Genomic DNA, 25,489 nt, shown 5'->3' on the forward strand with positions numbered 1-25,489 from the left:
CTAATAGAACTAAAATCAAGATATTTTTTTCAGGACGATTTTCTCACTCAATTTACTGATCATCTTTTGATAAAATTCTTTTAACATTTCATAATAACTAGCCGGGAGCAACACTTTATTCACTTGAATCGTAACGCCAATTTGAATGGTATCCGCTTCATATTTGGAGTTGAATAAAAAACTAAACACCTCATCTTCAGCATTTATTTTTAGAGGAGAAGGCAAATTTTCGACGGTATATCCTGAAGGTATTCCTAGGGTAATAATATATTTTTCTTGTTTAGTAGGACCAAAGTATATTGGCATTTTTCGTTCTTGGGTTTGAAAAGGATTCGTCAATGATTTCAAAAACAATAAAGGATTTACGTATAATTTATCGCTAATCACGTCGAAAGCATGTTCTTGCTCAAAGGAAAATGACGCTGACAAGGGCTGTGATAAATTACTTTTTAAATTGGTGATATTGTACTCATTTATGGTCAGTCCTTTCGTTTGGTTTGCTGTTTTATCGATCAAATCATCCGAAGATTTTGTAGCATTTTGTTCTCTGAAGGCCAAGGCTTCATAATCCGTTTTTTGACTTTTAAAAGTTCCTTTTACAACTCCATTGCTTTCAATAGTTGCATTTACTGCCATTATAGATCTAGACATTGGACATTCCATCAAATTAATCTCGGAGGAAGTACCATCTGACTGAATCCTTCTCCCCGTCCAATTAATCAAGGGCAAAGGCAAAATATTCGGGGTTGTGAATTTATGAGCGGCATCCAAGAGATAGTTTTTACCATCAGCTAAAACCGAAACTATCACATAATTAAACCCGCTTCTACCAGGAAAAACAGGTATTCCATGATCTTTTGTACTTACTAAAACAGGATTTGCTTGAAGACCTATTAAGTTTAGCATATTTATCAGAATAAAATTAATTTCAGCTACATTACCTGTAGAAGCTTCATATGCTTTTTCAACGCCTTTATCAACATAAATACTGTTAGTTTTGTCCCAATTCATTTTATTTTGAACGTATTTGAAAACCGCTTGCATCTTTTCTGTTTGAGAAATTGCTCCTTCTACACACCTTTTCGTATCAGCTACAAAATACTTTCCTTTAAGTAACTCTTCTCCAAATTCTTTTTCTTTAAAAATGGTTTTAGCCACACCTTCCCAAGTGATAGAATAATCCTTGTCGGGCTTGTCTGTATAACGTATCCGTTCTAATTCTTGCTGAATTTTTGAAATATAATTATCGGTATTATCTACAAAATCTTCTTCCTTTGCCGCAGGTATATTTTGTGCAGTATATTGGGTGTTAATTTGTTTATAATTTAAATGTGAGGTTTGATGATGTTCATCATCAAAGGTACTTGAACCAAAAACGATTTCATTCTTAGTAGATACTTCATTAAACCCCGTTAAAACAGTTTTATAAATATATACTTCTGGAATTTGAGTCGTATACTCGAAATTATTCACTGGAATATCATATTGTAACAACATATCAGGAAATTTAAAAATGTTCTCTGATTTGTGTACATATTTAAACTCTATTACACTACCCACTGCAACATTTGGAAGAGCAATTGAGGCTTTTTTCCAGTTTTTATTGACTTGTTGTACAAAACTACCTTCACTATTTAGTTTTGTTTTCACCACCTTGCCTTGTACTAAATTATAGGAGATTACGTCTGAGAATTTAATAACATCGGGACTTAGCTCATCGTAGCCAATATAGTATGGGACTTCAAATGTGGCCCATTTTAGTCCTTCATTTTTATAAATTTTAATGCGGTATTTTATTTCGTGGTTAGCTATAAAGCCTTTGTCTGCGGCATAAGTAAAAAAAGTGCGTCCTTTTTTAAATAAAATCGCTGCCACCGCCGAAGTATCTTTGGGATGTTGCTTTTCAAGAAGTTCTTCTGGAGTTACTTTTCCTAATTGAAAGTCTTGAGCACCACAAAACAATGGGAGGCTCAAGACTACTAACACTATGATTTTTTTTATCATGACTAGGCTTTCTTCAAAACAATTTTTTCGTTCATTTTTTCAATTACTTTTTTATAGTATTCTTTTAAAGCATCATAATATTCAGCTCCAATTATCGATGATTTTATCTGATGTTGGGCCGAAATTTGAATCGTAGAACCTATCACATTAGTTAAAAATTTAAAACCTCCTAATTCATCTTGCAAAACCAAATTGATTGAAGCCGGCATAGTTTCCACACTATACCCTTCTGGAATTTGCAGATTAACAGAAAATTTATCCATAAATGGAAAGCTATAATCAATTGGAAAAGCTCTAGTTTCTTGTTTAAATGGATTTTCTTTATAGGTAAAAAACAACAACGGGTTGAGATAAATTTTATCCTGAATGATATCTGTTAAATGATCCGCTGAAAATGTCACTACTTCTGACACTGGCAAAAGCAGTTCATTTTCGTTATTCCTTTTATATTCGGTGACTTCAATTTTGCCGTTTTCGTTTTCAAATTTCTCTAAATACACGTCCTCTGTTACGTTTTTCACTTGATTACGATACACCAAAGCGTTATGATTGGTATAAGTATGTTGTGTTTTCCCTGAAATTTTACCTGTTGGTGCAATAGTATAGCTCATGGTTACGATATCATTAGACAATACTTTAGGCATTAAATCTACTTCTGTAGAGGTTCCATCTTTCCGAATTAATCGTCCGGACCAATTCAAGTCACGAATCGGCAGAACATTAGGCACACTATTTTTGCTAGTGGCGTCTAATAAAATCAAGTTTTCTGCTACCTCAACCGAGGCGATTACATGATTAAAAGCCGTCCTTGATGGAAACAATGCTATCCCATTATCTCGGGTACTCACCAAAACAGGATGCGCTTCTAATCCTGCAAAACGCAACATAGCGGTTAACATCAGATTGATTTCTGCCGTATTTCCTGTTTTATTCTTATATGCAATTTTCACACCATCGATACAGGAATATCCATAGTAGTCATTCCATGTCATAGTAGTTTTCACATGATTAAAAATCGCATTTATCTTTTCTTCTACTGAGGTTAATCCAGCTATAACAGGACGCAATGTTTCTTCAAAATAATCTGTTTTATTTAATTCAGCACCAAAATCTTCGTTTTCATAGATCGCTCTCGCAACAGATTCCCAGTTTGTGGATAAATTCTTGAAGGGTTGGTTGGGATAATGGATAGAAGACAATTCATGTCCCACACTAGTAGTATAATTATTAATATTATTCACATAGGCTTCTTCTTTTAGCGCTGGAACATTTTCGGCAACATAAGTTGTTTTGGTTTCTAAAAACACCAATTTTTCTTGTGAAGTAGAACCTTTTAAAGCACTTCTCCCTCCTTCATATGCTTCTTTATAAAAATAACTCAATGTTTTCTGAGAAGTTTCAACCGTTTTCTTCGGCATCAAATAACCTCTCATATTGGTTGTATACACAAAATATTCTGGAACATACGTTTTAAACTCCGAATAATTAACTGGAATACTTGTTTGAAAAGCCCAATCCGTTAATTCAGACAATCTCGGACTTTTTTTTCTGTAACTGTACTCAATTACAGACCCTTCTTTGACATTAGGCAAACTGATTTTTTTTATTGCCCAATATTTATTCACTTTTTCATCAAAAACACCATCGCTTTTAAGTTTCGTTTTTTCAATTTTTCCGTTGACTACATTATAGGTCACTGCATCCGAAAAAGACATACCCTCTTTAGCGCCACTATTGATAGAATAACCTACCTTTTTGACAGCCCAATCATAACCCTCTTTTTTGTAAATTTTAATACGGGTTGTAACATCGGTAATCATTGTAAACCCATTATCTTGACTGTATTCAAAATTCACTTTTCCCTTTTCAAATAGTATTGCCGCAACTGCTGCAGTATCTTTAGGATGTTGTTTCTCTTCGAGTTCAGCTAGAGTTACTTTTCCTAAGTCAAAATTTTGTGCTTTAGCGGTCCAATTGAGAGAGAGCAAGAGACAAAAGGAAAGTGTTTGGATTAATTTCATAAATTATAAGGTTTGGGCTACTACTATTTTGGCGTTATCATTTTGGGAGACTTGTTCTAAAAAGAGGCGATATTCTTCATATTCTTTATTTGAGTAATTGCCTGAATTGACAGTAAAAACCCTTTTGTAAATCAAACTAGTAGCGTCTTTCTTTTCGCATGAATAGCGGTATGTTCCGAATTTCGTTTTACTTTCAAAGGATGGAGGCATGAATTCCACCACAAAACCTTGGGGCAAGTGAATGGTAATTTCATCCTCATCTACAAATCCTCTGGCAATTTCAAAAGGCATTTTTCGGTTGCGTATTCGTTTCAAGCCCCCTTCATATTTGTTAAAAGCATTCAGGGTTATCATCATTTTTTGGCCTACAAAAGCGCCATAATTAGTAGCCGACAACTTAGCATTTTCTATAAAACGAATTTCATTTTTGTTGTTTTCGAAACTAATTTTATCTAGTTTCAAATTATTGATATTGTCCCAATATTCTTTGTAATGTTTATCTTTTTCATCAGGTTGCCATCGCTGAATCAACTCTTTGTTACCATATTGTGTTCCCGTTGAAACAATTTGAATTTCACCTTGAAAATCTCCATTGGAAGCTATCGAATAATTACCAATACTTCTTTGTGCATTTTCGATTGGAGTATAAATCTTGGTATGTACAATTTCTCCTCCCTCAGGTTTCACTATTAACACATCGCGATCATCTGTAAAATTAGCCTGAAAGCCAAAAGGATCCGTTTGACTTGTGCACTCTAACCAAGTGTAATGATCCCCTACAGGCAGGGCCAAAATGATGTGATTGCCTTGTTGAGAAACAAAATCTTTGGCAATGTTTCTTTTGCTTTTATCTCCAAAAACTTTGGTATAATAAGAAGTCACCCCTACTGATTTCAACAGCGCTTGGGTATAATTTGTCAAAGCTTTACAATCTCCATATCCTAAACGGTCTACATCTGAGGCCAACATCGGTTTCCATCCTCCAATTCCCTCCTGAATACTGATGTATCTTACTTTTTCTTGAACAAATGAATATACTTTTTTTGCTTTTATAATTGGGTCTGTTTCATTGCCTACTACTGCTTTTATTTTTAGTTGGGTGGCTTCTGAAATTTGATCGGTTCCTGCCAGAATTTTTTCGGCCCACCATTTCCCAAAATCTTCCCAAGTACTCGCATTTCCATCAATACCTTCTAAGTGAAAAGCAGTTAATCCCATCATTACATTAGGCATTATTGCCTCAAATTCCGGACTCAAATCTTCATATTTGACAGGAACTAAATTGGATGCCACATAACTTACTTCTGTGGTCGACTCATTGGTTTTTACGATGCTTTTATGGGCAAAATTGTTTTCTTTTTTCTTGAATCCTAAGTTTTCAGGAAACGACACATGCAACACACTCTTTTCCACGCCCACCGAATATTCCGGAATTGGAAACCACTGCGGAATAAATGCGGTAGAAATTGAACTGGTTTCGCAAGTAAAGATTATTGTAAAGGGATAATTAATGGGTGTATAATCTAAATACAACACGCGACTATCCGAAAAAAGTGTACCACCGTCAACAGCGCTATGGTCTTTAAAATCTTTTCGTTTAAATTTCTTGATTTCATTTCCAAAAGCATCTAGGACTATAGCTTGAATGTCTGAAATAGTAGTCGATTTATCATAATGAGCGAAAGCATCTATGGCATTCATACCCGATTCATTGAAAACCGTCACTACTCTTTTGCGGCTTACATTGATTTTTCTTTGAGAAACAATGTTAATTGCGACTTGGTTTAACCTATGAACCGCGTTTGCATTCGATTTTATACTGTCTGGAATTGAAGCTACTACATATTGGATCTCTTGAGCAGCCAGTGTATTGAGAAAGATGGTGGCTAAAAACAGTAAAAGAAATTTATATTTCATAAAACATATAGGGTTAAAAAAAACCAAAAATCGCAAAAAAAACTTCAACTCTCTACTTTTGAAGCATTTAATTCATATTGTTGTTTCTTTCAGTTTTGGCAACCAAATATATTGTAATTCTTAAAATAAAAAAATAATTTATTCTTTATTTTTTGAGTCCATTTGTATCGTTACTGGCCCATCATTTAACAATAAAATCTTCATATCGGCACCAAAGACACCGGTTTGCACTTTTTTATGTATTTCCTTTTGTAAATTTCGAACGAAATTCTCATACAAGGGAATCGCAATTTCGGGTTTTGCCGCTTTGATGTAGGAAGGCCGATTGCCTTTTTTGGTAGAAGCCTGTAAGGTAAACTGACTCACCACAATAATTTCGCCGTCAATATCCTGCACCGAGAGATTCATCACCTCATTTTCGTCTCCAAAAATTCGGATTTTGGAAATTTTCCCCACCAGCCAATTGATGTCTTCCTGATCGTCGGCCTCTTCAATTCCCACTAAAACCAATAGCCCTTTTTGGATATCGGCAACTACTTTGTTGTCAACTGTTACTGAGGCATGTGCTACTCTTTGGATTACAACTCTCATTACTCCCTCGTTTTATCACTAGCTTTTCTATCTTCATCGTACACATCGGTGCGGTAATGCTCATCGTCTCCTTCCAAAATCTTAAGGTAACTATTGTAACGTGACCAAGCAATTTCATCTTTTTCTAAGGCTGCTTTTATTGCACAGTGTGGTTCTTCTTTATGCAAACAATTATTGAACTTGCATTGCTCTTTCAATCTAAAAAATTCGGGAAAATAATCGCTAATTTCTTGAGGCTCCATATCTACAATCCCAAATCCTTTGATCCCTGGCGTATCAATAATACTAGCATTAAAAGACAAATCATACATCTCTGCAAAAGTGGTGGTATGTTGCCCTTGCTTGCTTGCTACCGAAATAGTTTTCGTTTTCAAATCTAAGCTCGGTTCCAAAGCATTTACCAAAGTCGATTTTCCTACACCTGAATGCCCCGAGAACATACTCGTTTTACCTATCATTAATTCCTTCAATGCTTCAACCCCTTTTCGTTCCGCAGCCGATACCCGCAAACATTGATACCCAATTTCTTGATATACATGTTGCATGTACAACTGTTCGTCTAAAGTGACTTCATCTAAAGTATCGATTTTGTTAAAAACCAAAATAGTCTCAATGCCATAGGCCTCTGCTGTCACCAAAAAACGATCAATAAAATTAAAAGTCGTAGGAGGATTATTGACGGTAATCAACAGAAAAACTCGATCAATATTGGCCGCAATAATGTGCATTTGATGCGACAAATTCACCGATTTCCTAACGATATAATTTTTTCGATCATGAATATGATGAATCGTCCCGGTTATGGTATCCGATGTTTCGTCTTGTTCATAATCCACCATATCGCCTACTGCAATGGGATTGGTACTTTTAATGCCTTTCATCCGGAACTTCCCTTTCATTCTGCATTCTATAAAATCGCCTTGCTCGGATTTCACGGTGTACCAACTGCCTGTAGATTTATAAACGGTTCCTGTCATATAGGATTTTTAAATTTAATTTACGCTTTTAGATTTATGATTTACAACCTAAAAGTTTTGCAAAGATAAAGGATTTATGATTGAAGAGTAACGATTTTAGATGTATGATTTTAGAGCCCTAGAAATAAACAAAAAAATCCCAAAACCTAGGCCTTGGGATTTATTAAAATCTAAATTTTATGACTTACAAAATCTGAAATCAAAAATCGTTAATCAAAAATCTGAAATCTTTATGAATTCAATACTTTATCTTGTTTGCTGATACTTTCTTGGTGAATTGCTTTGAACATTTTTAAAACAAACTCTTCCGAAAGTCCTTTCTTTTCTCCTTCCAAAATCATTTTCCCTAAAATTTCATTCCAACGATTGTTTTGTAAAACCGCTACGTTCGCTTCTTTCTTCACCTGACCAATTTCTACGGCAACTTTCATTCTTTTGCTCAAAAGCTCCAATAAATTAGCATCTAACACATCGATATTCGCTCTTAATTTACTCATTTTAGCCATAAATTCATCCGAAACATCAACCTGTTTTCTTACTCTCAAATCTTTGAAAATTTGTTTTAAAGCGTCTGGCGTTACTTGTTGCGCAGCATCACTCCAGGCGTTATCAGGGTCTGTGTGAGTTTCAATAATCATTCCGTCATAATTCAAGTCCAAAGCTTCTTGCGTCACTTCAAGGATCATATCACGATTTCCTGTAATATGAGAAGGGTCAATAATCAAAGGCAAATCTGGAAATTTGTTTTGCAATTCAATCGCAATTTGCCATTCTGGAATGTTTCTGTATTTTGTTTTTTCGTAAGTAGAAAAACCACGGTGAATCACTCCTAATTTTTCAATGCCAGCCATATGCAAACGCTCAACACCACCCAACCACAAAGCTAGATCTGGGTTCACTGGATTCTTAATCAAAACGATTTTATCTGTCCCTTTCAAGGTATCAGCAATTTCTTGAACAGCAAACGGATTGGCAGTTGTACGTGCCCCAACCCATAAAACATCAATATCATTTTCTAAAGCCAATTTACAATGAGCAGCAGTAGCTACTTCGGTTCCCATTAACAAACCTGTTTCTGCTTTGGCTTTTTTCAACCATTTCAATCCTATTTCTCCCACGCCTTCAAATCCACCTGGACGTGTTCTTGGTTTCCAAATTCCAGCTCTAAACACACTTACATCAGAATCTTTCAATTCGTGTGCAATTTTCAATACTTGCTCTTCTGTTTCGGCGCTACAAGGTCCTGCTATCACCAATGGATGCGTCAAATTGAACGCTTCCAACCAATTTCTCATTTCTTTTTTATTTTCCATCTTATTTTATGTTTATCGTTCGTTGTTTACTATTTATTGTTTGTACTATTACCTTGGGGGTTCATCCCATTCAAAATTTCTTTTATTTTATTCACACTCTGCATTTCGTCAAAAATTGCTTCATACTGTTCACTTTGCAATAAATCTTTAAAATTTGTCAAATTCGCAATGTATTCCTCTAAACTTTTCACTACATGCTTTTTGTTTTGTTTAAAAATAGGAGTCCACATTGCTGGCGAACTTTTAGCTAAACGCACCGTACTTTCAAAACCCGAACCCGCCATATCAAAAATATCTTGTTCGTCTTTCTCTTTATTGATGACAGTTTTCCCTAACATAAACGAACTAATGTGCGACAAATGCGATACGTAAGCAATGTGTTTATCGTGCGACTTCGGGTCCATATAGCGAATGCGCATTCCTAACTCTTTGAACAATTCGATGGCTTTTTCTTGCAACTTAAAAGTCGTTTTCTCCACCTCACAAATAATATTCGTTTTCCCTTGAAACAATCCTTTTATAGCCGCTGATGGTCCCGAAAATTCCGTTCCAGCAATAGGATGCGTGGCAATATAATTTCTTCTTCTTGGATGATTCGCTACCGCTTCACAAATAGGCATTTTCGTAGAACCCACTTCAAAAACAATGGTGTTTTCACCAATATGGTCCAAAACTTCGGGCAACACTTGCAACGCCACATCCACAGGAACCGAAACAATAACATAATCAGCATCGGCCAAATCCTGCATCGTAGCCACTTTCTCCACAACCCCAAGCGCCATCGCCTCTTGCAAATGGGCTTCATTTTTGTCCATTCCGTAAATAGTCGCTTCTGGGTGTAAGGCCTTTATATCCAACACCATCGAACCTCCAATCAAACCTATTCCTATTACGTGTATATTCATTATTATTTTTATTATTAGCTAATCCTGCTATCCGCTATATCTATTGTGGCGAACCCCGCCACAATAGGATACCGCTACTATCAGGGCTAGGTATTATCTGCTAAAAACGACGAATCGCTTCTTCAATTTTTTCTTCTTTTACACACAAAGCAAATCGGATGTACCCTTCGCCATTCGAACCAAAAATAGTTCCTGGTGTAATAAAGAGGTATTTCTCATACAATATCTTATCAATAAAATCCTCCGCCGATGTGATTCCTGCTGGGAGCTTCGCCCAAACAAACAACCCAACTCCTTCTTTGTACACTTCACAACCTAATTTCTCAGCCAATGCTTCGGTTAAAATCCTACGTTTTGCGTAAATCGCATTCATTTCGTCGAACCAAGAAGCATCACTCTGCAAAGCTGCAATAGCCCCTTTTTGAATGCCGTAAAACATTCCGCTATCCATATTACTTTTCACTTTCAATACGGCATCAATACAAGCAGCATTTCCAGATACCATTCCTACACGCCATCCCGCCATATTAAAGGTTTTGGACAACGAATTCAACTCCAGCACTACTTCTTTTGCCCCTTCCACTTGCAACAAACTCATAGGTTGGTCATTCAAAACAAAACTATACGGATTATCGTTGACCAATAAAATGTTGTGTTTTTGTGCAAAAGCCACCAGTTTTTCAAACAAAGCCAAATTTCCTCTGGCTCCTGTTGGCATATGTGGATAGCCAATCCACATCAATTTTACTTTAGCCAAATCCATTTTTTCCAAAGCCTCAAAATCGGGTTCCCAATTGGTACTTTCTTTCAAATCATAATATAGTGGCACTGCACCTACTAAATTAGTCACCGAAGTATAGGTCGGATATCCAGGATTTGGAATCAAAACACCATCCCCTTCATTCAAAAACGCTAACGAAATGTGCATAATTCCTTCTTTGGAACCCATCAAAGGCAAAATTTCAGTGGTGGTATTTAGGGTCACTTGGTAATTACGCTCATAAAATTCAGCCATAGCTTGTCTTAATTCTGGCAAACCTTGATAGCTTTGATACTGATGTGCATTTTCGTCTTGCATCGCAGCTGTCATTGCGGCAATCACAGCAGGAGCAGGTTTTAAATCAGGACTACCAATTCCCATATTGATTACAGGTTTTCCTTCGGCAGCCAATTGGCGCACTTCTCTTAATTTTGAGGAGAAGTAATATTCTTCAACTATCGCTAAACGTTGGGCTGTTGTTATCATTTTTTCCTTTATACTAAATTGGAATTTTTTATTTTCTCTTTTGAAGATTCAAGTAGTGGCTTTGTATTTGGATATTCTCCTAACACTTTAAAATAATGTGCCATAATCGAAACTAATGCTTTCGCCTTGGCGTAATCTTCATACTTTTCAAAAGTCACATCTACAAAAAAAGAATATTTCCAAGGAGTTTCTATTTTCGGCAAGGATTGTATTTTGGTTAAATTGAGTTTACAATCACTCATCACATTCAATACTGCTGCTAAACTTCCTCGTTTATGGTCTAATTCAAACTTGATCGACGCTCTATTTATTTTATCTTCAGACACAAACGAATTCTCTTTTTTGAGAATGACAAATCGGGTCATGTTATTCTTTATGGTTTGAATGGAAGGAGCAATAATGTCTAAATGATACATATCTGCTGCCACAACACTGGCTATTGCTGCAATTCCTTTCAGCTGATTTTGATGAATTCTTCGGGCAGTTTCGGCGGTATCTTTATCTTCAACCAATTTAATAGCGGGGTATTTTTTCAAAAAATCCATACACTGCAACAACGCCATCGGATGCGAATGTACCTCCTTGATATCCTCCATTTTTTGTCCCGGCAAAGCCATCAAATTTTGAAAAATATCCAAATAATGTTCACCAATAATGTGCAAATTATGCTTGTCAATCAAGGCGTAATTAGGAATAATTGGTCCCGCAATTGAATTTTCGATAGCCATAACAGCTTGATCGCTTTTACCATTCAATAAACTATCTACTAATTCTTCAAAAGACAAACACTCTTCTACCTCCACATTTTGATAAAAATAATCTTGAGCCACTTGGTGGTGAAATGACCCTTTAATTCCCTGAATTCCAATTTTAGTTCCCATATAGTCAAAAAAAAATCCTGATTTTCATCAGGATTGTATCGTAGTTTTATTTGTTTCTTTTTTACTTTCAAATAACCATAGCACAATCCTTACTTCTCAAAGAAGAAATAAAAAGTATAGCTAAAATAAAAACGGTTGTTCAACATGATGTTATTTGTTTTTCTGAATAAATTCTTGGCAAAGATAGCAACTTAATTCAAAATCTTAAATAAATTTTACACTAATCACTAACAAAAACGAATTTCTTTGTTAAATTAACTTTCAATTAACAATAATTAAAAAAAAGTCACATTATTCGCAGGTTTTTTAACAATTCTCTTGCCATTAAACGCTCACAAAACATTAATTTTTCATTTTTGGAACTCGCGAAGGAGTAGCATCACCACTTATGATTGACTGAGAACTGATGGCAATTGACTTAATGATCTCGGTCATGTTATTCATATCCAAGGTATTTACTTCATCGCTCACTTTATGATAATTGGGTTCTACATCCATTTTTGAGGTAGAAATGGTGTGAGCAGGCACCCCTAAAGCCGCTAACCTTGCATTGTCTGAACGGTAAAACAATTGTTCTTGAGGATATGGATCTTGATAAAAGTTAAATCCAGAACCTACTAAATTCTTCTGCAAAATAGTTCCAAAGTCAGAGCGCTCGAATCCTGTGATATAGGCTGAGTTGCGCCCCCATTTACTCTCCGTTCCTATCATTTCTATATTGAACATGGCCACTACCTGATCCGCATTGATCGCATTTGAGAAAAAAGAAGAGCCATAACCTCCCGTTTCTTCCCCGGTAAATGCAACAAAAATAAGCGTTCGTTCATTGTCATTTTTCTTTTTAAAATATTCTGCCAAAGTAATTACCGCTGTAATTCCCGAGGCATCATCATTAGCTCCATTGAAAATTGTATCCTTTCCAGAAGTTTTCATCCCTAAATGATCATAATGTCCTGAAAAAATAACATACTCATTCGGTTTTGATTTCCCTGGAATAATCCCAATTACATTATTGGCCTTTTTCCCTTTAATCAAAAAATCTTGACGATAAGTGGGTAATTCTTTATAGTAAGTCAATCCAATTCGTTTGAATTCATTTTCTATAAACGTTGATGCCCTTTCGATACCAGGGGTAAACATGCCACGACCTTCCATGGCATCCGAAGCTAATTCCGTTTCTATTCGAGTGACTTCATTTTCTGAAATTTGGTATTGCGCCTGAGCTAAAAAACTCAACATTAATGCGAAAAACAAACTAATCTTTTTCATTATTTTTTGATTACGGTTAAACATTTTCATTTTGTCTTAAGATCCAATTTTTTCCTTCAACAATTCTGGTTACCATCATTGAAGCTACAATATCACCATTAGCATTTAATAGTGTAGCTATAGGGTCTACCAATGTTCCAATAATCATTGCGGCAGGTAAAGCTTGTTCCATTGGAAAACCATAAACGGTAATAGCCAAAATCTCTCCTATATAGCCTCCATTTGGAATTCCACCTTCCACTACCGAAACTATTATGGTAATACCAATCATAGAAAGAATAGTGAATGGGTCCATAAAATCTTTTCCAAAAATAGCAAACATCACCACAATTTTAACAATCGAGGACATACTCGACCCATCTTTATGAATTGGAGCTCCCAAAGGAATTACCAAATTGCGAATATAGGCAGGGATTTTCATTTGCTCAGCTGCTTTTAAATTAGCTGGCATAGTAGCAATACTACTACATGTACCTAAAGCTGTAACCGAAGCTGTAATATTGTTTTTCCAAAACGTATTTACAGCTAATTTACCACCTGACATGTAAGCATAAATTGAAAAAAAGATGACAAAATACAAGATACAAACTCCATAATATACCGCTAAAGGCTTTGCATAAGCCCCAAAAAGTTGTGGCCCGAAAATCCCCACTTGATACGCAAAGTAAGCACCTAAACCAACAGGAGCCGTTTTCATGATTAAATTCAATACTTCTTTCATCACCTCGTTTGAAGCATCCAAAAAACGCGCAAATTCTTTCCCTTTTTCACCAGCTCTTAGTGTAGCAAAACCAATTAACAGTGAGAACAATATTAAAGCCAACATATTTTTTCTGGACAAAATTTCAAAAAAATCATTTACAGTAAACAACAAGGCAATAGGTGATTCGCTACTAGAATACAACGCAGTATCTGGTTTTAATTGAGAGGCAAACGCAGAGGTATCTATTGGAAAAGCCATCATAGCAAGAACGATAATGATGGCCGACACAATCACAGTGAACATAAAAATAAGAAACACCACCCGAAATAATTTTCCTAACTTATCCGATTTTTGCAAATTAGCAATTGAACTAGCTATCGTAAAAATTACCAAAGGTATAATTGCTGTGAATAACAAGTTTAAGAAGATATCCCCCAAAGGTTTAATGAATTCTACATCTTTACCAAAAACTAATCCGGCGATACTCCCAATTATAATACCTGCTATCAACTTTAATATGCTACTATAATTCTCTAAAAAACTTCCTGGGTGATTGTCTTCCATTGTCTTAAATACTTTTTGTGTAAATATAAAAATTCTCATCAATTTCAAATCTTTATCCTGTTTTTTTTTAGATCATTAAAAAATAGAATATTCAAACCCAAAAAATTTTTTTTCTAATTACTTTTGCAACAAAACCAATATCATGTCAATAAAAGTTACAAATTTATCTAAGAGTTACGGCTCCCAAAAAGCATTAGACTCGATTTCATTTTCGATATCGAAAGGAGAAATCGTTGGTTTTTTGGGTCCAAATGGTGCTGGAAAATCTACTTTGATGAAAATATTGACCACTTATCTAGCGGCTGATGAAGGCGTAGCCCTAGTAAATGATAAAAATGTCATTTCAGACACCAAAGAAGTACAAAAAATCATTGGCTATTTACCCGAGCACAATCCGTTGTATTTGGATTTGTATGTTAGAGAATATCTGGCTTTCAACGCCGATGTGTACAAAGTACCATCCTCTCGTATTCAAGAAGTAATAGAATTGACGGGACTAACACCCGAAAGTCATAAAAAAATAGGGCAACTCTCTAAAGGTTATCGTCAACGTGTGGGATTAGCCAATGCCTTATTGCATAATCCAGAAGTACTCATTCTTGATGAGCCTACTACTGGTCTAGATCCGAATCAATTGGTTGAGATTCGAAATGTGATTAAAAATGTGGGGAAAGACAAAACCGTTTTTCTGTCTACTCATATTATGCAAGAAGTAGAAGCGATTTGTGACCGTGTCATTATTATTGATAAAGGCAAAATTGTAGCTGATAAAAAATTAGAAGTTTTGATTGCCGCCGACAAAGAACAAGTCATCGAAGTAGAATTTGATTTAAAAGTAACCGAAGACCAAATCAACTCCATTCCACATTTAAAATCATTCATCAAAAACAGTGATTACCTATGGGAATTGACTTTTTTATCGAGTCAAGATATGCGTCCAACCGTATTCGATTTCGCTCACGACAACGGTTTAAAAACCTTGCAACTTAACCAGAAAAACAAAAATCTAGAAGCGGTATTTAGGGAGATTACGAAGTAGTGATTAGTTAGGCGACAGCATTCACGAAAATGGAGAATTCGAGACCATAACGCTAAATCTACAGAAAAATTTAGTAAATTTGGGATATTAAATCTGATAAAATGTCACAAAACATATCTATAGAATTTCCAGACTATTTAGCAAACTCAATGCGAATGAATAAAAGCGAATTTGGAAAAGAAATTAAAATTTCTGGTCTTGTAAAACTTTTCGAATTGGGTAAAATTTCATCTGGAACTGCCTCGAAAGTTTTGCAATTGTCTAGAATTGAGTTTTTAGAATTATTATCCAAATACAACGTTGGTTTTTTGAATGTTGAAGACTTAAATGAAGATTTACAAAATGCTTAAAGTTGTATCAAACACCACTCCTATTATTTCACTTTTAAAGATTGGTAAACTCAAAATCTTTAAAGATTTGTATGGCGAAATTTTTATTCCTCAAGAAGTATTTAATGAAATCGAAGCAGGGAAGAATAAAGAATTTTATACTGATTTATCTAAAATCGATTGGATAAAAATAGAAAAAATAAACAATGAAAAATCTTTGTCTTATTTTTTAGATTTAGATAAGGGAGAAGCCGAAGCAATTGTTTTAGCAACAGAAAAAGAAGCTGATTTAATAATTCTTGATGAATCTTTAGGAAGATTTCATGCTAAACATACAGGACTAAAAGTTACTGGAACAATTGGAATACTTTTAAAAGCTAAACAACTTGGGCATATTAATGAACTAAAACCTTTGCTTTTTGAACTAAGAACAAAAAACATATGGTTGAGTGATGGTTTCATTGAAAATGCACTAAAACTCGCAAACGAAAAATAAAACGAATAATCCACCATTGTATTCTATATTGCGAATGCATTCTTTTTCTAGCTTTCTCGAGCTTCTAAATCCGTTGAGATAACCATAAAACTTTTGATTAGAAGCTAGGACGACCTTCGCTTTCAAGAATTCGAGTCGTAAAACCAAGCGCTTCAAGCGAGAGGACTCTAGAGAAGCTTCTATAAAACGAACAAGATTATCAAGAGTAATTTTGTCTTCTAAACTACTTAATTGTAATTGCTGGCGGTAAATTCCTTGGATGTGTTGCTTATCAAATATGCAAAAAATCCTGTTTTGACAACAATGTTTTTGGCATTTGTTAAGAACCAAACGGAAGTTTTTTCACATACTGACGTTATCTGTACTTAGTGATTAATTATCAAAGCTAAGAACTAATCACTAATTACTATTCACTAGTTACTCCAAACTATCTTTTATCGCTTGAATCCAATCGTCAATAGTAGTTTCGTTAGTATTGATTGCAACACTTTTTGTCCCATAAGGTGCATATTTATCTGTTTTGGTAACCGAAAACAAACCTACTACTGGTAATTGAGCGGCGCTAGCCAAGTGCATCATTCCGCTATCAGCGCCCACAAAAACAGCTGTGTTTTTAAAAAATGCTGTGATTTCTCTAATGTCTTTACTGTAATAGGTTGGCGCATCAAAATTTATTTGCGACACATTTTCTACAGGCAACACTTCCAAAATATTGTAGTCTGGAAATTCTTTTAAGATTCTTTCATAAAAAACGGCCCACCATTCCACCGAATAACATTTAGCACCCGTGGCAAAAGTGAAAAGACAGATTATTTTTTTGGATGAAGGAACAATAGCGTCCAAAAGTGCTTTACCTTTGGCTATTTCTTCAGGACTTAGTTGCAAAAGCAAATTAGGAATTGGAGTACTAGGCACTTTCATCCCTACCGAAGCAAGAAAATAACGCAGATCATACACAGGATACTTTGCAATATGAGTATAGTCAGAAAATTGACTTGAAAGATCCGTTGCTTGTTCCCCAAAACATTTAAATTTTGCATCTACAAGTTGAATAGACAAACGACCTGACGAAGAATTTTTATCTGCATTGATGGCTAAATCGTACTTGTCTTTCTTCAGTTTCAACCAGCCCTTCATATAGTTTCCCAATTCATCAAAATGTTTTTTAGGCAAACGAATAATCTGATTTAAAGCCGTAAAATTTTCAAAAACAATGGGACCAAGATTTCCTTTTATAAAAACATCAATAGTTGCATTCGGAAAAAGTATTTGTACTTCTTGAACCAAAGGCGTAATTAATAATAAATTCCCTAAACGGTGATTGGGTCTCGAAATCAAGACTCTTTTAACTTGTAAGGGATCAATTGTTCCTTTATTAACATTCGAAGAATTGCCTAAACCACTTGTTAGGCTTTGCATAACGCTTCTTCTTATCCTATTGATTTTTATTTTTAGACTCATTGAAAAGTAAGTTTTAGCCAAAAAGAACACCTCTTTTTGGAACTGCAAATGTAGAACTCTTGGGTAATATTATCAGAAGAAAATAAAAATTTAACCGTTAGATAATTACTTTCGCAACAAACCAAAAAAAATACCCGACAAGCCAAAAGCGCATCGAGTACTTCCAATTGAAATAATATAACCCTTTTATTAAAAAATCTGACTCGCGATTTGTCTGATGTTTTCTGATTTTCCCATAGAATAATAGTGCAAAACAGGAACACCAGCGGCTTTTAATTCTATCGATTGTTGAATCGCCCATTCGATTCCAACTTGTCTGATTTCGGCGTTGTTTTTACATTTTTCTACGGCAGCAATTAAATCTTCTGGCAAATCGATACGGAAAATTTGTGGCAACACTTGCAAATGTCTTTCTACCGCAATAGGTTTTATCCCAGGAATAATCGGAACGGTAATGCCCATTTCTCTGGCTTTGGCTACGAATTCGAAATATTTAGCATTATCAAAAAACATTTGAGTAACGACATAATCCGCTCCTGCATCTACTTTTTCTTTAAGACGTTTCAAATCGGTTTGCAAAGAAGGGGATTCCAAATGCTTCTCAGGATAACCCGCTACACCAATACAAAAATCGGCTTTATTATCAATGTCCATTACCTCGTGCAAATACTTCCCTTGGTTCAATTGATAAATTTGACTTACTAAATCGGAAGCATATTTATTGCCTCCATTGGTTGGCACAAACGATTGCTCGTCTTTCATTGCATCACCACGCAAAGCCATCACATTATCAATACCTAAGTAATGACAATCGACCAACAAATATTCTGTTTCTTCTTTCGTAAAACCTCCACAAAGTACGTGCGGTACCGTGTCGACATTGTATTTATGCTTTATAGATGCGCAAATCCCCAAAGTACCTGGGCGCATTCTTGTCAACTTCTTTTCTAATAATCCATTCCCCTTATTAACATAAATAAACTCTTCACGAGAAGTGGTCACATCAATAAATGGTGGCTTGAACTCCATCAACGGGTCGATGTTATCGTACAATTCCTGAATGCTCTTGCCTTTTTGTGGCGGAATAATTTCAAAAGAGAACAAGGTTGCTCCTTTGGCGTTTTCTATATGTTGTGTTACTTTCATTTCCTTTAGTTTGAAGTTTAAGGTTTAAGGTTTAAGGTTCTCACGAACAACTTTAAACTTTAAACTTTAAACAAATTTTCAACTTTAAACTATTATTAATCAGCTATATTCGGATTCAACCATTTCATGGCAACATCTGTCGAAACATTTCTTCGTTTGGCGTAATCAATTACTTGGTCTTCTTTGATTTTGCCGAGTCCGAAATACTTGCTCTCTGGATTTCCAAAATAGTACCCAGAAACAGAGGATGCGGGCCACATCGCCATACTTTCCGTCAAAGTCACACCGATTTCTTCTTCAACGTTCAATAATTTCCAAATAGTCGGTTTCTCTAAATGGTCTGGACAAGCTGGATAACCTGGTGCAGGACGGATTCCTTTATACGATTCTTCAATCAAGTCTTCTTTACTCAACACCTCATCAGCAGCATAGCCCCAAATTTCTTTACGTACTTTTTCGTGTAAATATTCAGCAAAAGCTTCTGCGAAACGATCGGCCAAGGCCTTCACCATAATCGAATTATAATCGTCTAATGCTGCCTCAAATTCGGCAGCCCATTCGTCTACTCCAAAACCAGTAGTTACACAAAAGGCTCCCATATAATCCACTTTTCCACTTTCTTTTGGCGCAATAAAATCAGACAAAGCGATGTTGGGCGCTCCTTTGGTTTTTTGAGCTTGCTGACGCAAAGTCAAGAATGTTTGCAATGGATTTCCGTTTTCATCTTTCAATTCGATATCGTCGTCGTTGATTTGATTCGCAGGGAAAATCCCGTAAACACCTTTTGCGGTTAACTTTTTCTCCTCCAAAATAACTTTCAACATCGCTTGTGCATCCGCAAAAACCGAAGTAGCTTGTTCTCCCACTACCTCATCGGTTAAAATTGCAGGATACTTCCCGAATAATTCCCAAGTTCTGAAAAATGGCGTCCAATCGATATAAGGCACCAAAGTTTCTAAATCCACTTCTACGATTTGTTTGCCAATGACTTTGGGTTGTACAGGGGTAAAAGTATCCCAATCCAATTGCAATTTATTTTTTCTAGCTTCCTCGATAGACAAGAAATTTTTATCTCGCGAACGATTCAAGAATGTTTCTCTAAACGCATCGTATTCTGCACGAATATCGCTAGCATAAACTTTTCGGTTATGGTCCAATAAATTACCCGCCACGGTCACCGCTCTCGAAGCATCGTTTACGTGAATTACTGTTTCTCTGTATTGAGGCGCGATTTTCACCGCGGTATGCGCGCGCGAAGTAGTGGCTCCACCAATCATTACAGGAATTTTCATATTGCGTTTGTCCAGCTCTTTCGCCAAATACACCATTTCGTCCAAAGACGGCGTAATCAAACCGCTCAAACCAATAATATCCACTTCGTGCTCAATAGCTGCAGCAATAATTTTTTCTGGAGGCACCATAACACCCAAATCGACAATCTCATAATTATTACAAGCCAATACGACTGAAACAATATTTTTTCCAATATCGTGAACGTCGCCTTTTACAGTAGCCATTAGGATTTTTCCGTTCCCAGATTTGTCTCCAACTTGCTTGGCGGCTTCAATGAAAGGTAAAAGATAAGCCACTGCTTTTTTCATCACACGTGCCGATTTTACCACTTGTGGCAAAAACATTTTACCCGAACCAAACAAATCGCCCACGACATTCATCCCTGCCATCAAATTGATTTCGATTACTTCGATTGGTTTTTCGGCGGCCAAGCGTGCTTCTTCTACATCAATTTCTATAAAAGCATCCACTCCTTTTACCAAAGAGTGCGTGATTCTTTCTTGCACCGTTCCATTACGCCATTCTTGTATTACCGCTTCATTTGTTTTGGAACCGTCTCCTTTTACATTTTCAGCAAAATCCAACAAACGCTCTGTAGCATCATCGCGTCGGTCCAAAATCACATCTTCAACGTATTCTAATAAATCTTTTGGAATCTCATCGTAAATCGACAACATTTCTGGGTTTACAATTCCCATAGTCATTCCGTTTTGAATCGCGTGGTACAAGAAAACCGAGTGCATCGCCTCTCTCACCACATCATTTCCTCTAAACGAAAACGACACATTACTCACCCCACCACTAATATGTGCGTGCGGTAAATTTTCGCGAACCCATTTAGTCCCTCTAAAGAAATCCAAGGCATTCAAGCGGTGTTCTTCCATTCCTGTAGCCACAGGAAAAATATTCAAATCGAAGATGATATCTTGTGGTGGAAATCCAATTCCCAACAAAATATCATACGAACGCTGGCAAATTTCGATACGTCTTTCGTAATTATCGGCCTGACCTACTTCGTCAAAAGCCATCACAATCACCGCCGCACCATAGCGTTTGATTAAGTTCGCGTGATGAATGAATCGCTCCTCGCCTTCTTTCAAAGAAATCGAATTCACGACACATTTTCCTTGCACCACTTTCAAACCCGCCTCAATGATTTCCCATTTCGAGCTGTCAATCATAATCGGCACACGCGAAATATCTGGTTCGGCCGCAATCAAATTCAGGAATTTGGTCATAGCATATTCGCCATCCAACATTCCTTCGTCCATATTGATATCGATAATCTGTGCGCCACCTTCTACTTGTTGGCGCGCAATATCCAGCGCCTCATCGTATTTCTCTTCCTTTATCAATCGAAGAAATTTTCGCGAACCCGTCACATTGGTTCGTTCCCCCACATTCACAAATACGCTTTCCGGCGTGATGATTAAGGGTTCCAATCCTGATAATACTAGGTTTCTTCTTTTTTCTGCCATTTCTTTATTTTGAGTTACTCAGTTGCTTAGCTACTAAGTGATTTTCTATTCTATATTTTATCTCCAGCTCGTCTTCAAAACTAAACTGGGTTTTCTTTTTTATTTTGGGCGTGTCCCAAGGGCCGGGCTATCCGTTCCAAGTCCTCGACCAATTCCGTTATCACTCCATCGGTCTGTGGGCTTTCCACTACTATCCCTCACGCAATTCTGCATACAACACCATTTTTGTTTCAATGAAACGGTTCCGTTTTTATAATTCACAACGGAATGAATTTTCCTCTTACATCCAACGGATTAAAATCCGTTGCTACAAAATGAGTCGTTCCTACGGAACTTTTATTTTACTAGTTGGGTTGCATTGCAAATGCTTTATCTGCAGTTATCATTATAAAAACCAGCTATTTCAAAAATATGGTCCTTAGTAAACTCTTTACTTTTAATTTTATCACTCAATTCTTTACAATCTTTAAAGCATTCGGAAGCCATTATTCTGAATGTTTTAAATGATGAATATTCATAAATTAATTTAGGAGTTGTTTCATTATTAAAAAAACAGTAATAATCAGAATATCGATTTAAATTTAAATTTCCTTTAAAATTAACCATACTAATTTGACCTCCTACACCTGGCCCCATCGAGAAACCACCACCAGAAGGAAAATAAACTCCATAAATTTTAACTTTATCATTTTTGACAATCAATTCTGCCAAAACATAATTTGTTTTATCACCTGTATCACCTTCTAAACAAAGACTTTCTACAAATATATTATGTTTATCATTCTTTTTTTTATTGTCATAAACAGTGAAATTAACGGATTTTATATCCATAAAATTAATTGTTCTACGATTTTTCTTATCCGAATCTTTAAATTCTAAATCAAAATTAAAAGCACGGGCAAATCCATTTAGAACATCTCCATTTTTAAAAATTATTTCAGCTTCTACATATTTGGTTGCGCCAAATTGAGAATAACTAAAATCCACTAGGAAGATTAACAATATAATTGTAAAATATTTTCTCATTTTCTAATAGTTGAATTTATTACTTATAAAACAATTGAAATCTTTCAGAATAAATCTAAATCAACTGCATTGTTTTCAAAAATTTTGAAGAAATTACATCACCGCAGTCGAAACCCTAGGCTTGTATTCCTTGGCGATATCGGCAATTAATTTAATGTGTTCTGGGGTGGTGCCGCAGCAGCCTCCTATGATGTTAATTAAATTATCTTCTAAATAAGAACGAATTTGCGCTTGCATTTCCTCAGGTGTTTCGTCGTATTCTCCAAAGGCATTCGGCAAACCTGCATTAGGATGCGCCGAAATATTGAAGGAGGTGTTATGCGACAAGGTTTGCAAATACGGCTTGAGTAAATCGGCACCCAAAGCGCAATTGAATCCTACACTCAACAACGGAATGTGCGAAACCGAAATCAAGAAAGCCTCAACGGTTTGTCCAGAAAGGGTTCTTCCTGAAGCATCGGTGATGGTTCCAGAAACCATAATCGGTACATCGATGTTGCGTTCTTCTTTGACTTCTTCGATGGCAAAAAGTGCGGCTTTGGCATTCAGCGTATCGAAAATAGTTTCTACCAAAAGAATGTCAGAACCTCCATCCAACAAGGCTTCGACTTGTTGCTTGTAAGCGATGCGTAAATCATCAAAAGTTACGGCGCGGTATCCTGGGTCATTCACATCGGGCGACATACTTGCTGTTCTGTTAGTGGGTCCAATGGAACCCGCTACGAAACGCGGTTGGTCAGGATTTTTAGCGGTGAATTCATCGGCTACTTCTCGGGCTAATTTAGCGGATTCGTAGTTGAGTTCGTATACCAAATCCTCTAAGTGATAATCGGCCATTCCGATAGTGGTTCCTGAGAAAGTGTTGGTTTCTACGATATCGGCTCCTGCCTCAAAATAGGCAGCGTGCACGGCTTTGATGGCCTGTGGTTGCGTGAGGGACAATAAATCATTGTTTCCTTTTAATGGATGCGGAAAATCTTTGAATCGTTCGCCACGAAAATCTTCTTCGGAGAAATTGTAGCGTTGCAACATTGTTCCCATCGCTCCATCGAGTACGAGAATTCTTTTTTTAATTTCTTCTTGTATTGTTGACATACTTTTATTTACCGCTAAGGCGCTAAGGCGCAAAGCTTTTTTTATTTATATTTTCTGTTACGCCTCTGCTTGAGGGAATACATTGCTTTTTTGTTTCTAAATAAGCCTATTGCCAACTCTTTAGCCCCGATAGCAACGACATCCTTTTATGCTGGGGTTCAGCATAAAAGATATAGTGGATAGCGGGAACGTTGATGCCAAAAAAGCGGCAATGATGCGCTCATTCAATTATTTAAAAATGTATCGGGAAAGGGGTTTGAAAAAATACGAGACTGTATTTTGTTGTTATCTATCCGCGCTATGCTTGGTAGAATGTAGCACCTTCTTTAAAAAAGTAAAGGGTTGCTAAGGTTTCATCGGGTCTTTTCCCTCCGCCTTTCGTGATAACTTTCAATAAAAATAGGAACGGTGCAAAGTAACGACATAACGCTAACAATTGCAAGTGTTTTTTTTAAAGATTCTGAGTGACTAAGTTGCTAAGTTTCTAAGCTAAAAAAGGTTCTGAATTACTAAGCTTTTTATTGAACTTAGCAACTCAGAACCTTTGTGACTCAGTAACTTTTTTTTACACAATAGCTTTCACTACTGCTTTTGGCGCTTCTTTACGAGTACCGTCGAATCCGTCAACACCTGAAACGGTGGTGTATTTCATCACATATTTTTTACCTGGATTGATAATTTGGTAAGCCGCTTGGCACATTAAAGTGGCTTCGTGGAATCCGCAAAGAATCAATTTTAATTTGCCTGGATAAGTGTTTACGTCTCCAATGGCGAAAATCCCAGGAATATTGGTTTGATAATCTAAAGCATTGTTTACTTTGATGGCGTTTTTTTCGATTTCTAATCCCCAATCGCCGATAGGTCCTAATTTTGGAGTCAATCCGAAAAGTGGAATAAAATAATCGGTAGCGATGGTTTGCTTAGCGCCTTTGTCGTCTTCTACCACTACAGATTCGATATGTTCGGCACCATTTAAGCCTACTACTTCTCCTGGAGTTATCAATCTGATTTTTCCAGCAGATTTTAATTCTTGTACTTTCTCTACAGAATCTAATGCGCCACGGAATTCGTTACGACGGTGAATCAAAGTTACCTCTGATGCTACATTCGACAAGAAAATACTCCAGTCTAAAGCAGAATCTCCTCCTCCAGCAATCACAACTCTCTTATCACGGAATTTTTCTGGATTCTTGATAAAGTATTTAATTCCCTTGTCTTCGTAAAACTCAATGTCTTCGATTAAAGGTTTTCTAGGTTCAAAACTTCCTAAGCCTCCTGCAATAGCAATAACTGGAGCGTGGAATTTTTTCCCTTTGTTAGAGGTTACAATAAAGCTACCATCTTCTTGTTTTTCGATGGTTTCTGCGCGTTCTCCTAGGGTAAATCCTGGTTCGAATTGCTTGATTTGTTCCATTAAATTATCCACCAAATCTCCAGCTAATACTTCTGGAAATCCTGGAATATCATAAATAGGTTTCTTAGGATACAATTCTGATAACTGTCCGCCAGGCTGTGGCAAGGCATCCAAAATATGACATTTTAATTTTAATAATCCTGCTTCGAAAACGGCGAAAAGCCCTGTTGGTCCTGCTCCTATTATTAATATATCTGTTTTAACCATTTTTTTTTATTTATACTTATTACTTCTTTTTTTTCATTTTGTACGGGCAGGTCGCGACCTGTCCCTACGGTGTTCAAATAAACGATTAATTCATTTGAGGATTCGTGATAAATA

Annotated in this window: 20 protein-coding genes and 1 riboswitch; of the genes, 3 read left to right on the forward strand and 17 right to left on the reverse strand. The window is 36.2% G+C overall.

The window, feature by feature from the left end; all coding sequences use genetic code 11:
* Positions 1-15: 15 nt before the first annotated feature.
* The 11 genes from ACSVH7_RS00125 to ACSVH7_RS00175 all read right to left on the reverse strand — a co-directional run bounded on the left by ACSVH7_RS00125 (position 16) and on the right by ACSVH7_RS00175 (position 14,391).
* Positions 16-2,004: a DUF3857 domain-containing protein gene (locus tag ACSVH7_RS00125; protein ID WP_438064673.1), complete on the reverse strand. Its 1,989-nt coding sequence runs from the start codon at positions 2,002-2,004 to the stop codon at positions 16-18.
* 2 nt (positions 2,005-2,006) lie between these two features.
* On the reverse strand, positions 2,007-4,025 hold the full coding sequence (locus tag ACSVH7_RS00130) for a transglutaminase domain-containing protein (RefSeq protein ID WP_438064674.1): 2,019 nt from the start codon (positions 4,023-4,025) through the stop codon (positions 2,007-2,009).
* Positions 4,026-4,028: 3 nt separating this feature from the next.
* Positions 4,029-5,942: a DUF3857 domain-containing protein gene (locus ACSVH7_RS00135; RefSeq protein ID WP_438064675.1), complete on the reverse strand. Its 1,914-nt coding sequence runs from the start codon at positions 5,940-5,942 to the stop codon at positions 4,029-4,031.
* Positions 5,943-6,080: 138 nt separating this feature from the next.
* Positions 6,081-6,533, reverse strand: coding sequence for a D-aminoacyl-tRNA deacylase (gene dtd, locus ACSVH7_RS00140; protein WP_438064676.1), 453 nt, complete (start codon positions 6,531-6,533; stop codon positions 6,081-6,083).
* Positions 6,533-7,510 (reverse strand): ribosome small subunit-dependent GTPase A, encoded by a 978-nt coding sequence (rsgA, locus tag ACSVH7_RS00145; RefSeq protein WP_438064677.1) that lies wholly within the window; start codon positions 7,508-7,510, stop codon positions 6,533-6,535. Before rsgA ends, dtd begins: the two co-directional genes overlap by 1 nt.
* A gap of 230 nt (positions 7,511-7,740) precedes the next feature.
* Positions 7,741-8,823, reverse strand: a complete 1,083-nt coding sequence (locus ACSVH7_RS00150; protein ID WP_438064678.1) for a chorismate mutase — start codon at positions 8,821-8,823, stop codon at positions 7,741-7,743.
* A 29-nt stretch (positions 8,824-8,852) separates the two neighbouring features.
* Positions 8,853-9,728 (reverse strand): prephenate dehydrogenase, encoded by an 876-nt coding sequence (locus ACSVH7_RS00155; RefSeq protein WP_438064679.1) that lies wholly within the window; start codon positions 9,726-9,728, stop codon positions 8,853-8,855.
* A gap of 100 nt (positions 9,729-9,828) precedes the next feature.
* The gene (locus ACSVH7_RS00160) at positions 9,829-10,974 is read right to left on the reverse strand and encodes a pyridoxal phosphate-dependent aminotransferase (protein ID WP_438064680.1); all 1,146 of its coding nucleotides are present in this window, start codon (positions 10,972-10,974) and stop codon (positions 9,829-9,831) included.
* A gap of 8 nt (positions 10,975-10,982) precedes the next feature.
* Positions 10,983-11,855, reverse strand: a complete 873-nt coding sequence (locus tag ACSVH7_RS00165; protein WP_438064681.1) for a prephenate dehydratase — start codon at positions 11,853-11,855, stop codon at positions 10,983-10,985.
* A 342-nt stretch (positions 11,856-12,197) separates the two neighbouring features.
* Positions 12,198-13,124 carry a M28 family peptidase gene (locus ACSVH7_RS00170; RefSeq protein ID WP_438064682.1) on the reverse strand — a complete coding sequence of 309 codons (927 nt, stop codon included), beginning with the start codon at positions 13,122-13,124 and terminating at the stop codon, positions 12,198-12,200.
* Positions 13,125-13,140: 16 nt separating this feature from the next.
* A complete protein-coding gene (locus tag ACSVH7_RS00175; protein WP_438064683.1) occupies positions 13,141-14,391 on the reverse strand; it encodes a dicarboxylate/amino acid:cation symporter in 1,251 nt (416 codons plus the stop codon).
* 142 nt (positions 14,392-14,533) lie between these two features.
* Between ACSVH7_RS00175 and gldA the strand changes: the two genes are divergently transcribed.
* The 3 genes from gldA (at position 14,534) to ACSVH7_RS00190 (ending at position 16,255) form a co-directional block, all read left to right on the forward strand.
* Complete coding sequence (gene gldA / locus ACSVH7_RS00180) at positions 14,534-15,430, forward strand: gliding motility-associated ABC transporter ATP-binding subunit GldA (protein WP_438064684.1); 897 nt, start codon at positions 14,534-14,536, stop codon at positions 15,428-15,430.
* Positions 15,431-15,531: 101 nt separating this feature from the next.
* Complete coding sequence (locus ACSVH7_RS00185) at positions 15,532-15,780, forward strand: UPF0175 family protein (protein WP_438064685.1); 249 nt, start codon at positions 15,532-15,534, stop codon at positions 15,778-15,780.
* Positions 15,773-16,255 (forward strand): DUF3368 domain-containing protein, encoded by a 483-nt coding sequence (locus ACSVH7_RS00190; protein ID WP_438064686.1) that lies wholly within the window; start codon positions 15,773-15,775, stop codon positions 16,253-16,255. Before ACSVH7_RS00185 ends, ACSVH7_RS00190 begins: the two co-directional genes overlap by 8 nt.
* Before the next feature lie 417 nt (positions 16,256-16,672).
* On the opposite strand, the gene ACSVH7_RS00195 is transcribed toward ACSVH7_RS00190, so the two are convergent.
* The 6 genes from ACSVH7_RS00195 to ACSVH7_RS00220 form a co-directional block, all read right to left on the reverse strand.
* Entirely contained in the window at positions 16,673-17,716 is a 1,044-nt protein-coding gene (locus ACSVH7_RS00195; protein ID WP_438064687.1) for a glycosyltransferase family 9 protein, read from the reverse strand.
* A 189-nt stretch (positions 17,717-17,905) separates the two neighbouring features.
* Entirely contained in the window at positions 17,906-18,862 is a 957-nt protein-coding gene (gene metF / locus ACSVH7_RS00200) for a methylenetetrahydrofolate reductase [NAD(P)H] (RefSeq protein WP_438064688.1), read from the reverse strand.
* A gap of 95 nt (positions 18,863-18,957) precedes the next feature.
* Positions 18,958-21,633 (reverse strand): methionine synthase, encoded by a 2,676-nt coding sequence (metH, locus tag ACSVH7_RS00205; RefSeq protein WP_438064689.1) that lies wholly within the window; start codon positions 21,631-21,633, stop codon positions 18,958-18,960.
* A 369-nt stretch (positions 21,634-22,002) separates the two neighbouring features.
* Complete coding sequence (locus ACSVH7_RS00210; protein ID WP_438064690.1) at positions 22,003-22,659, reverse strand: hypothetical protein; 657 nt, start codon at positions 22,657-22,659, stop codon at positions 22,003-22,005.
* Positions 22,660-22,752: 93 nt separating this feature from the next.
* Complete coding sequence (locus tag ACSVH7_RS00215; RefSeq protein ID WP_078212673.1) at positions 22,753-23,754, reverse strand: homocysteine S-methyltransferase family protein; 1,002 nt, start codon at positions 23,752-23,754, stop codon at positions 22,753-22,755.
* A 282-nt stretch (positions 23,755-24,036) separates the two neighbouring features.
* Positions 24,037-24,144: riboswitch (SAM riboswitch) on the reverse strand.
* A 175-nt stretch (positions 24,145-24,319) separates the two neighbouring features.
* Positions 24,320-25,375: an NAD(P)/FAD-dependent oxidoreductase gene (locus ACSVH7_RS00220; RefSeq protein WP_024981950.1), complete on the reverse strand. Its 1,056-nt coding sequence runs from the start codon at positions 25,373-25,375 to the stop codon at positions 24,320-24,322.
* Positions 25,376-25,489: the final 114 nt, after the last annotated feature.

This window comes from Flavobacterium sp. TSSA_36, from assembly GCF_051547165.1.
In the GTDB taxonomy this organism is placed as follows: Bacteria; Bacteroidota; Bacteroidia; order Flavobacteriales; family Flavobacteriaceae; genus Flavobacterium.

Coding starts and splice junctions, on each gene's coding strand:
- ACSVH7_RS00125 (WP_438064673.1), bottom strand. CDS start 2,004: ATGATAAAAAAAATCATAGTGTTAGTAGTCTTGAGCCTCCCATTGTTT.
- ACSVH7_RS00130 (WP_438064674.1), bottom strand. CDS start 4,025: ATGAAATTAATCCAAACACTTTCCTTTTGTCTCTTGCTCTCTCTCAAT.
- ACSVH7_RS00135 (WP_438064675.1), bottom strand. CDS start 5,942: ATGAAATATAAATTTCTTTTACTGTTTTTAGCCACCATCTTTCTCAAT.
- dtd (WP_438064676.1), bottom strand. CDS start 6,533: ATGAGAGTTGTAATCCAAAGAGTAGCACATGCCTCAGTAACAGTTGAC.
- rsgA (WP_438064677.1), bottom strand. CDS start 7,510: ATGACAGGAACCGTTTATAAATCTACAGGCAGTTGGTACACCGTGAAA.
- ACSVH7_RS00150 (WP_438064678.1), bottom strand. CDS start 8,823: ATGGAAAATAAAAAAGAAATGAGAAATTGGTTGGAAGCGTTCAATTTG.
- ACSVH7_RS00155 (WP_438064679.1), bottom strand. CDS start 9,728: ATGAATATACACGTAATAGGAATAGGTTTGATTGGAGGTTCGATGGTG.
- ACSVH7_RS00160 (WP_438064680.1), bottom strand. CDS start 10,974: ATGATAACAACAGCCCAACGTTTAGCGATAGTTGAAGAATATTACTTC.
- ACSVH7_RS00165 (WP_438064681.1), bottom strand. CDS start 11,855: ATGGGAACTAAAATTGGAATTCAGGGAATTAAAGGGTCATTTCACCAC.
- ACSVH7_RS00170 (WP_438064682.1), bottom strand. CDS start 13,124: ATGAAAAAGATTAGTTTGTTTTTCGCATTAATGTTGAGTTTTTTAGCT.
- ACSVH7_RS00175 (WP_438064683.1), bottom strand. CDS start 14,391: ATGGAAGACAATCACCCAGGAAGTTTTTTAGAGAATTATAGTAGCATA.
- gldA (WP_438064684.1), top strand. CDS start 14,534: ATGTCAATAAAAGTTACAAATTTATCTAAGAGTTACGGCTCCCAAAAA.
- ACSVH7_RS00185 (WP_438064685.1), top strand. CDS start 15,532: ATGTCACAAAACATATCTATAGAATTTCCAGACTATTTAGCAAACTCA.
- ACSVH7_RS00190 (WP_438064686.1), top strand. CDS start 15,773: ATGCTTAAAGTTGTATCAAACACCACTCCTATTATTTCACTTTTAAAG.
- ACSVH7_RS00195 (WP_438064687.1), bottom strand. CDS start 17,716: ATGAGTCTAAAAATAAAAATCAATAGGATAAGAAGAAGCGTTATGCAA.
- metF (WP_438064688.1), bottom strand. CDS start 18,862: ATGAAAGTAACACAACATATAGAAAACGCCAAAGGAGCAACCTTGTTC.
- metH (WP_438064689.1), bottom strand. CDS start 21,633: ATGGCAGAAAAAAGAAGAAACCTAGTATTATCAGGATTGGAACCCTTA.
- ACSVH7_RS00210 (WP_438064690.1), bottom strand. CDS start 22,659: ATGAGAAAATATTTTACAATTATATTGTTAATCTTCCTAGTGGATTTT.
- ACSVH7_RS00215 (WP_078212673.1), bottom strand. CDS start 23,754: ATGTCAACAATACAAGAAGAAATTAAAAAAAGAATTCTCGTACTCGAT.
- ACSVH7_RS00220 (WP_024981950.1), bottom strand. CDS start 25,375: ATGGTTAAAACAGATATATTAATAATAGGAGCAGGACCAACAGGGCTT.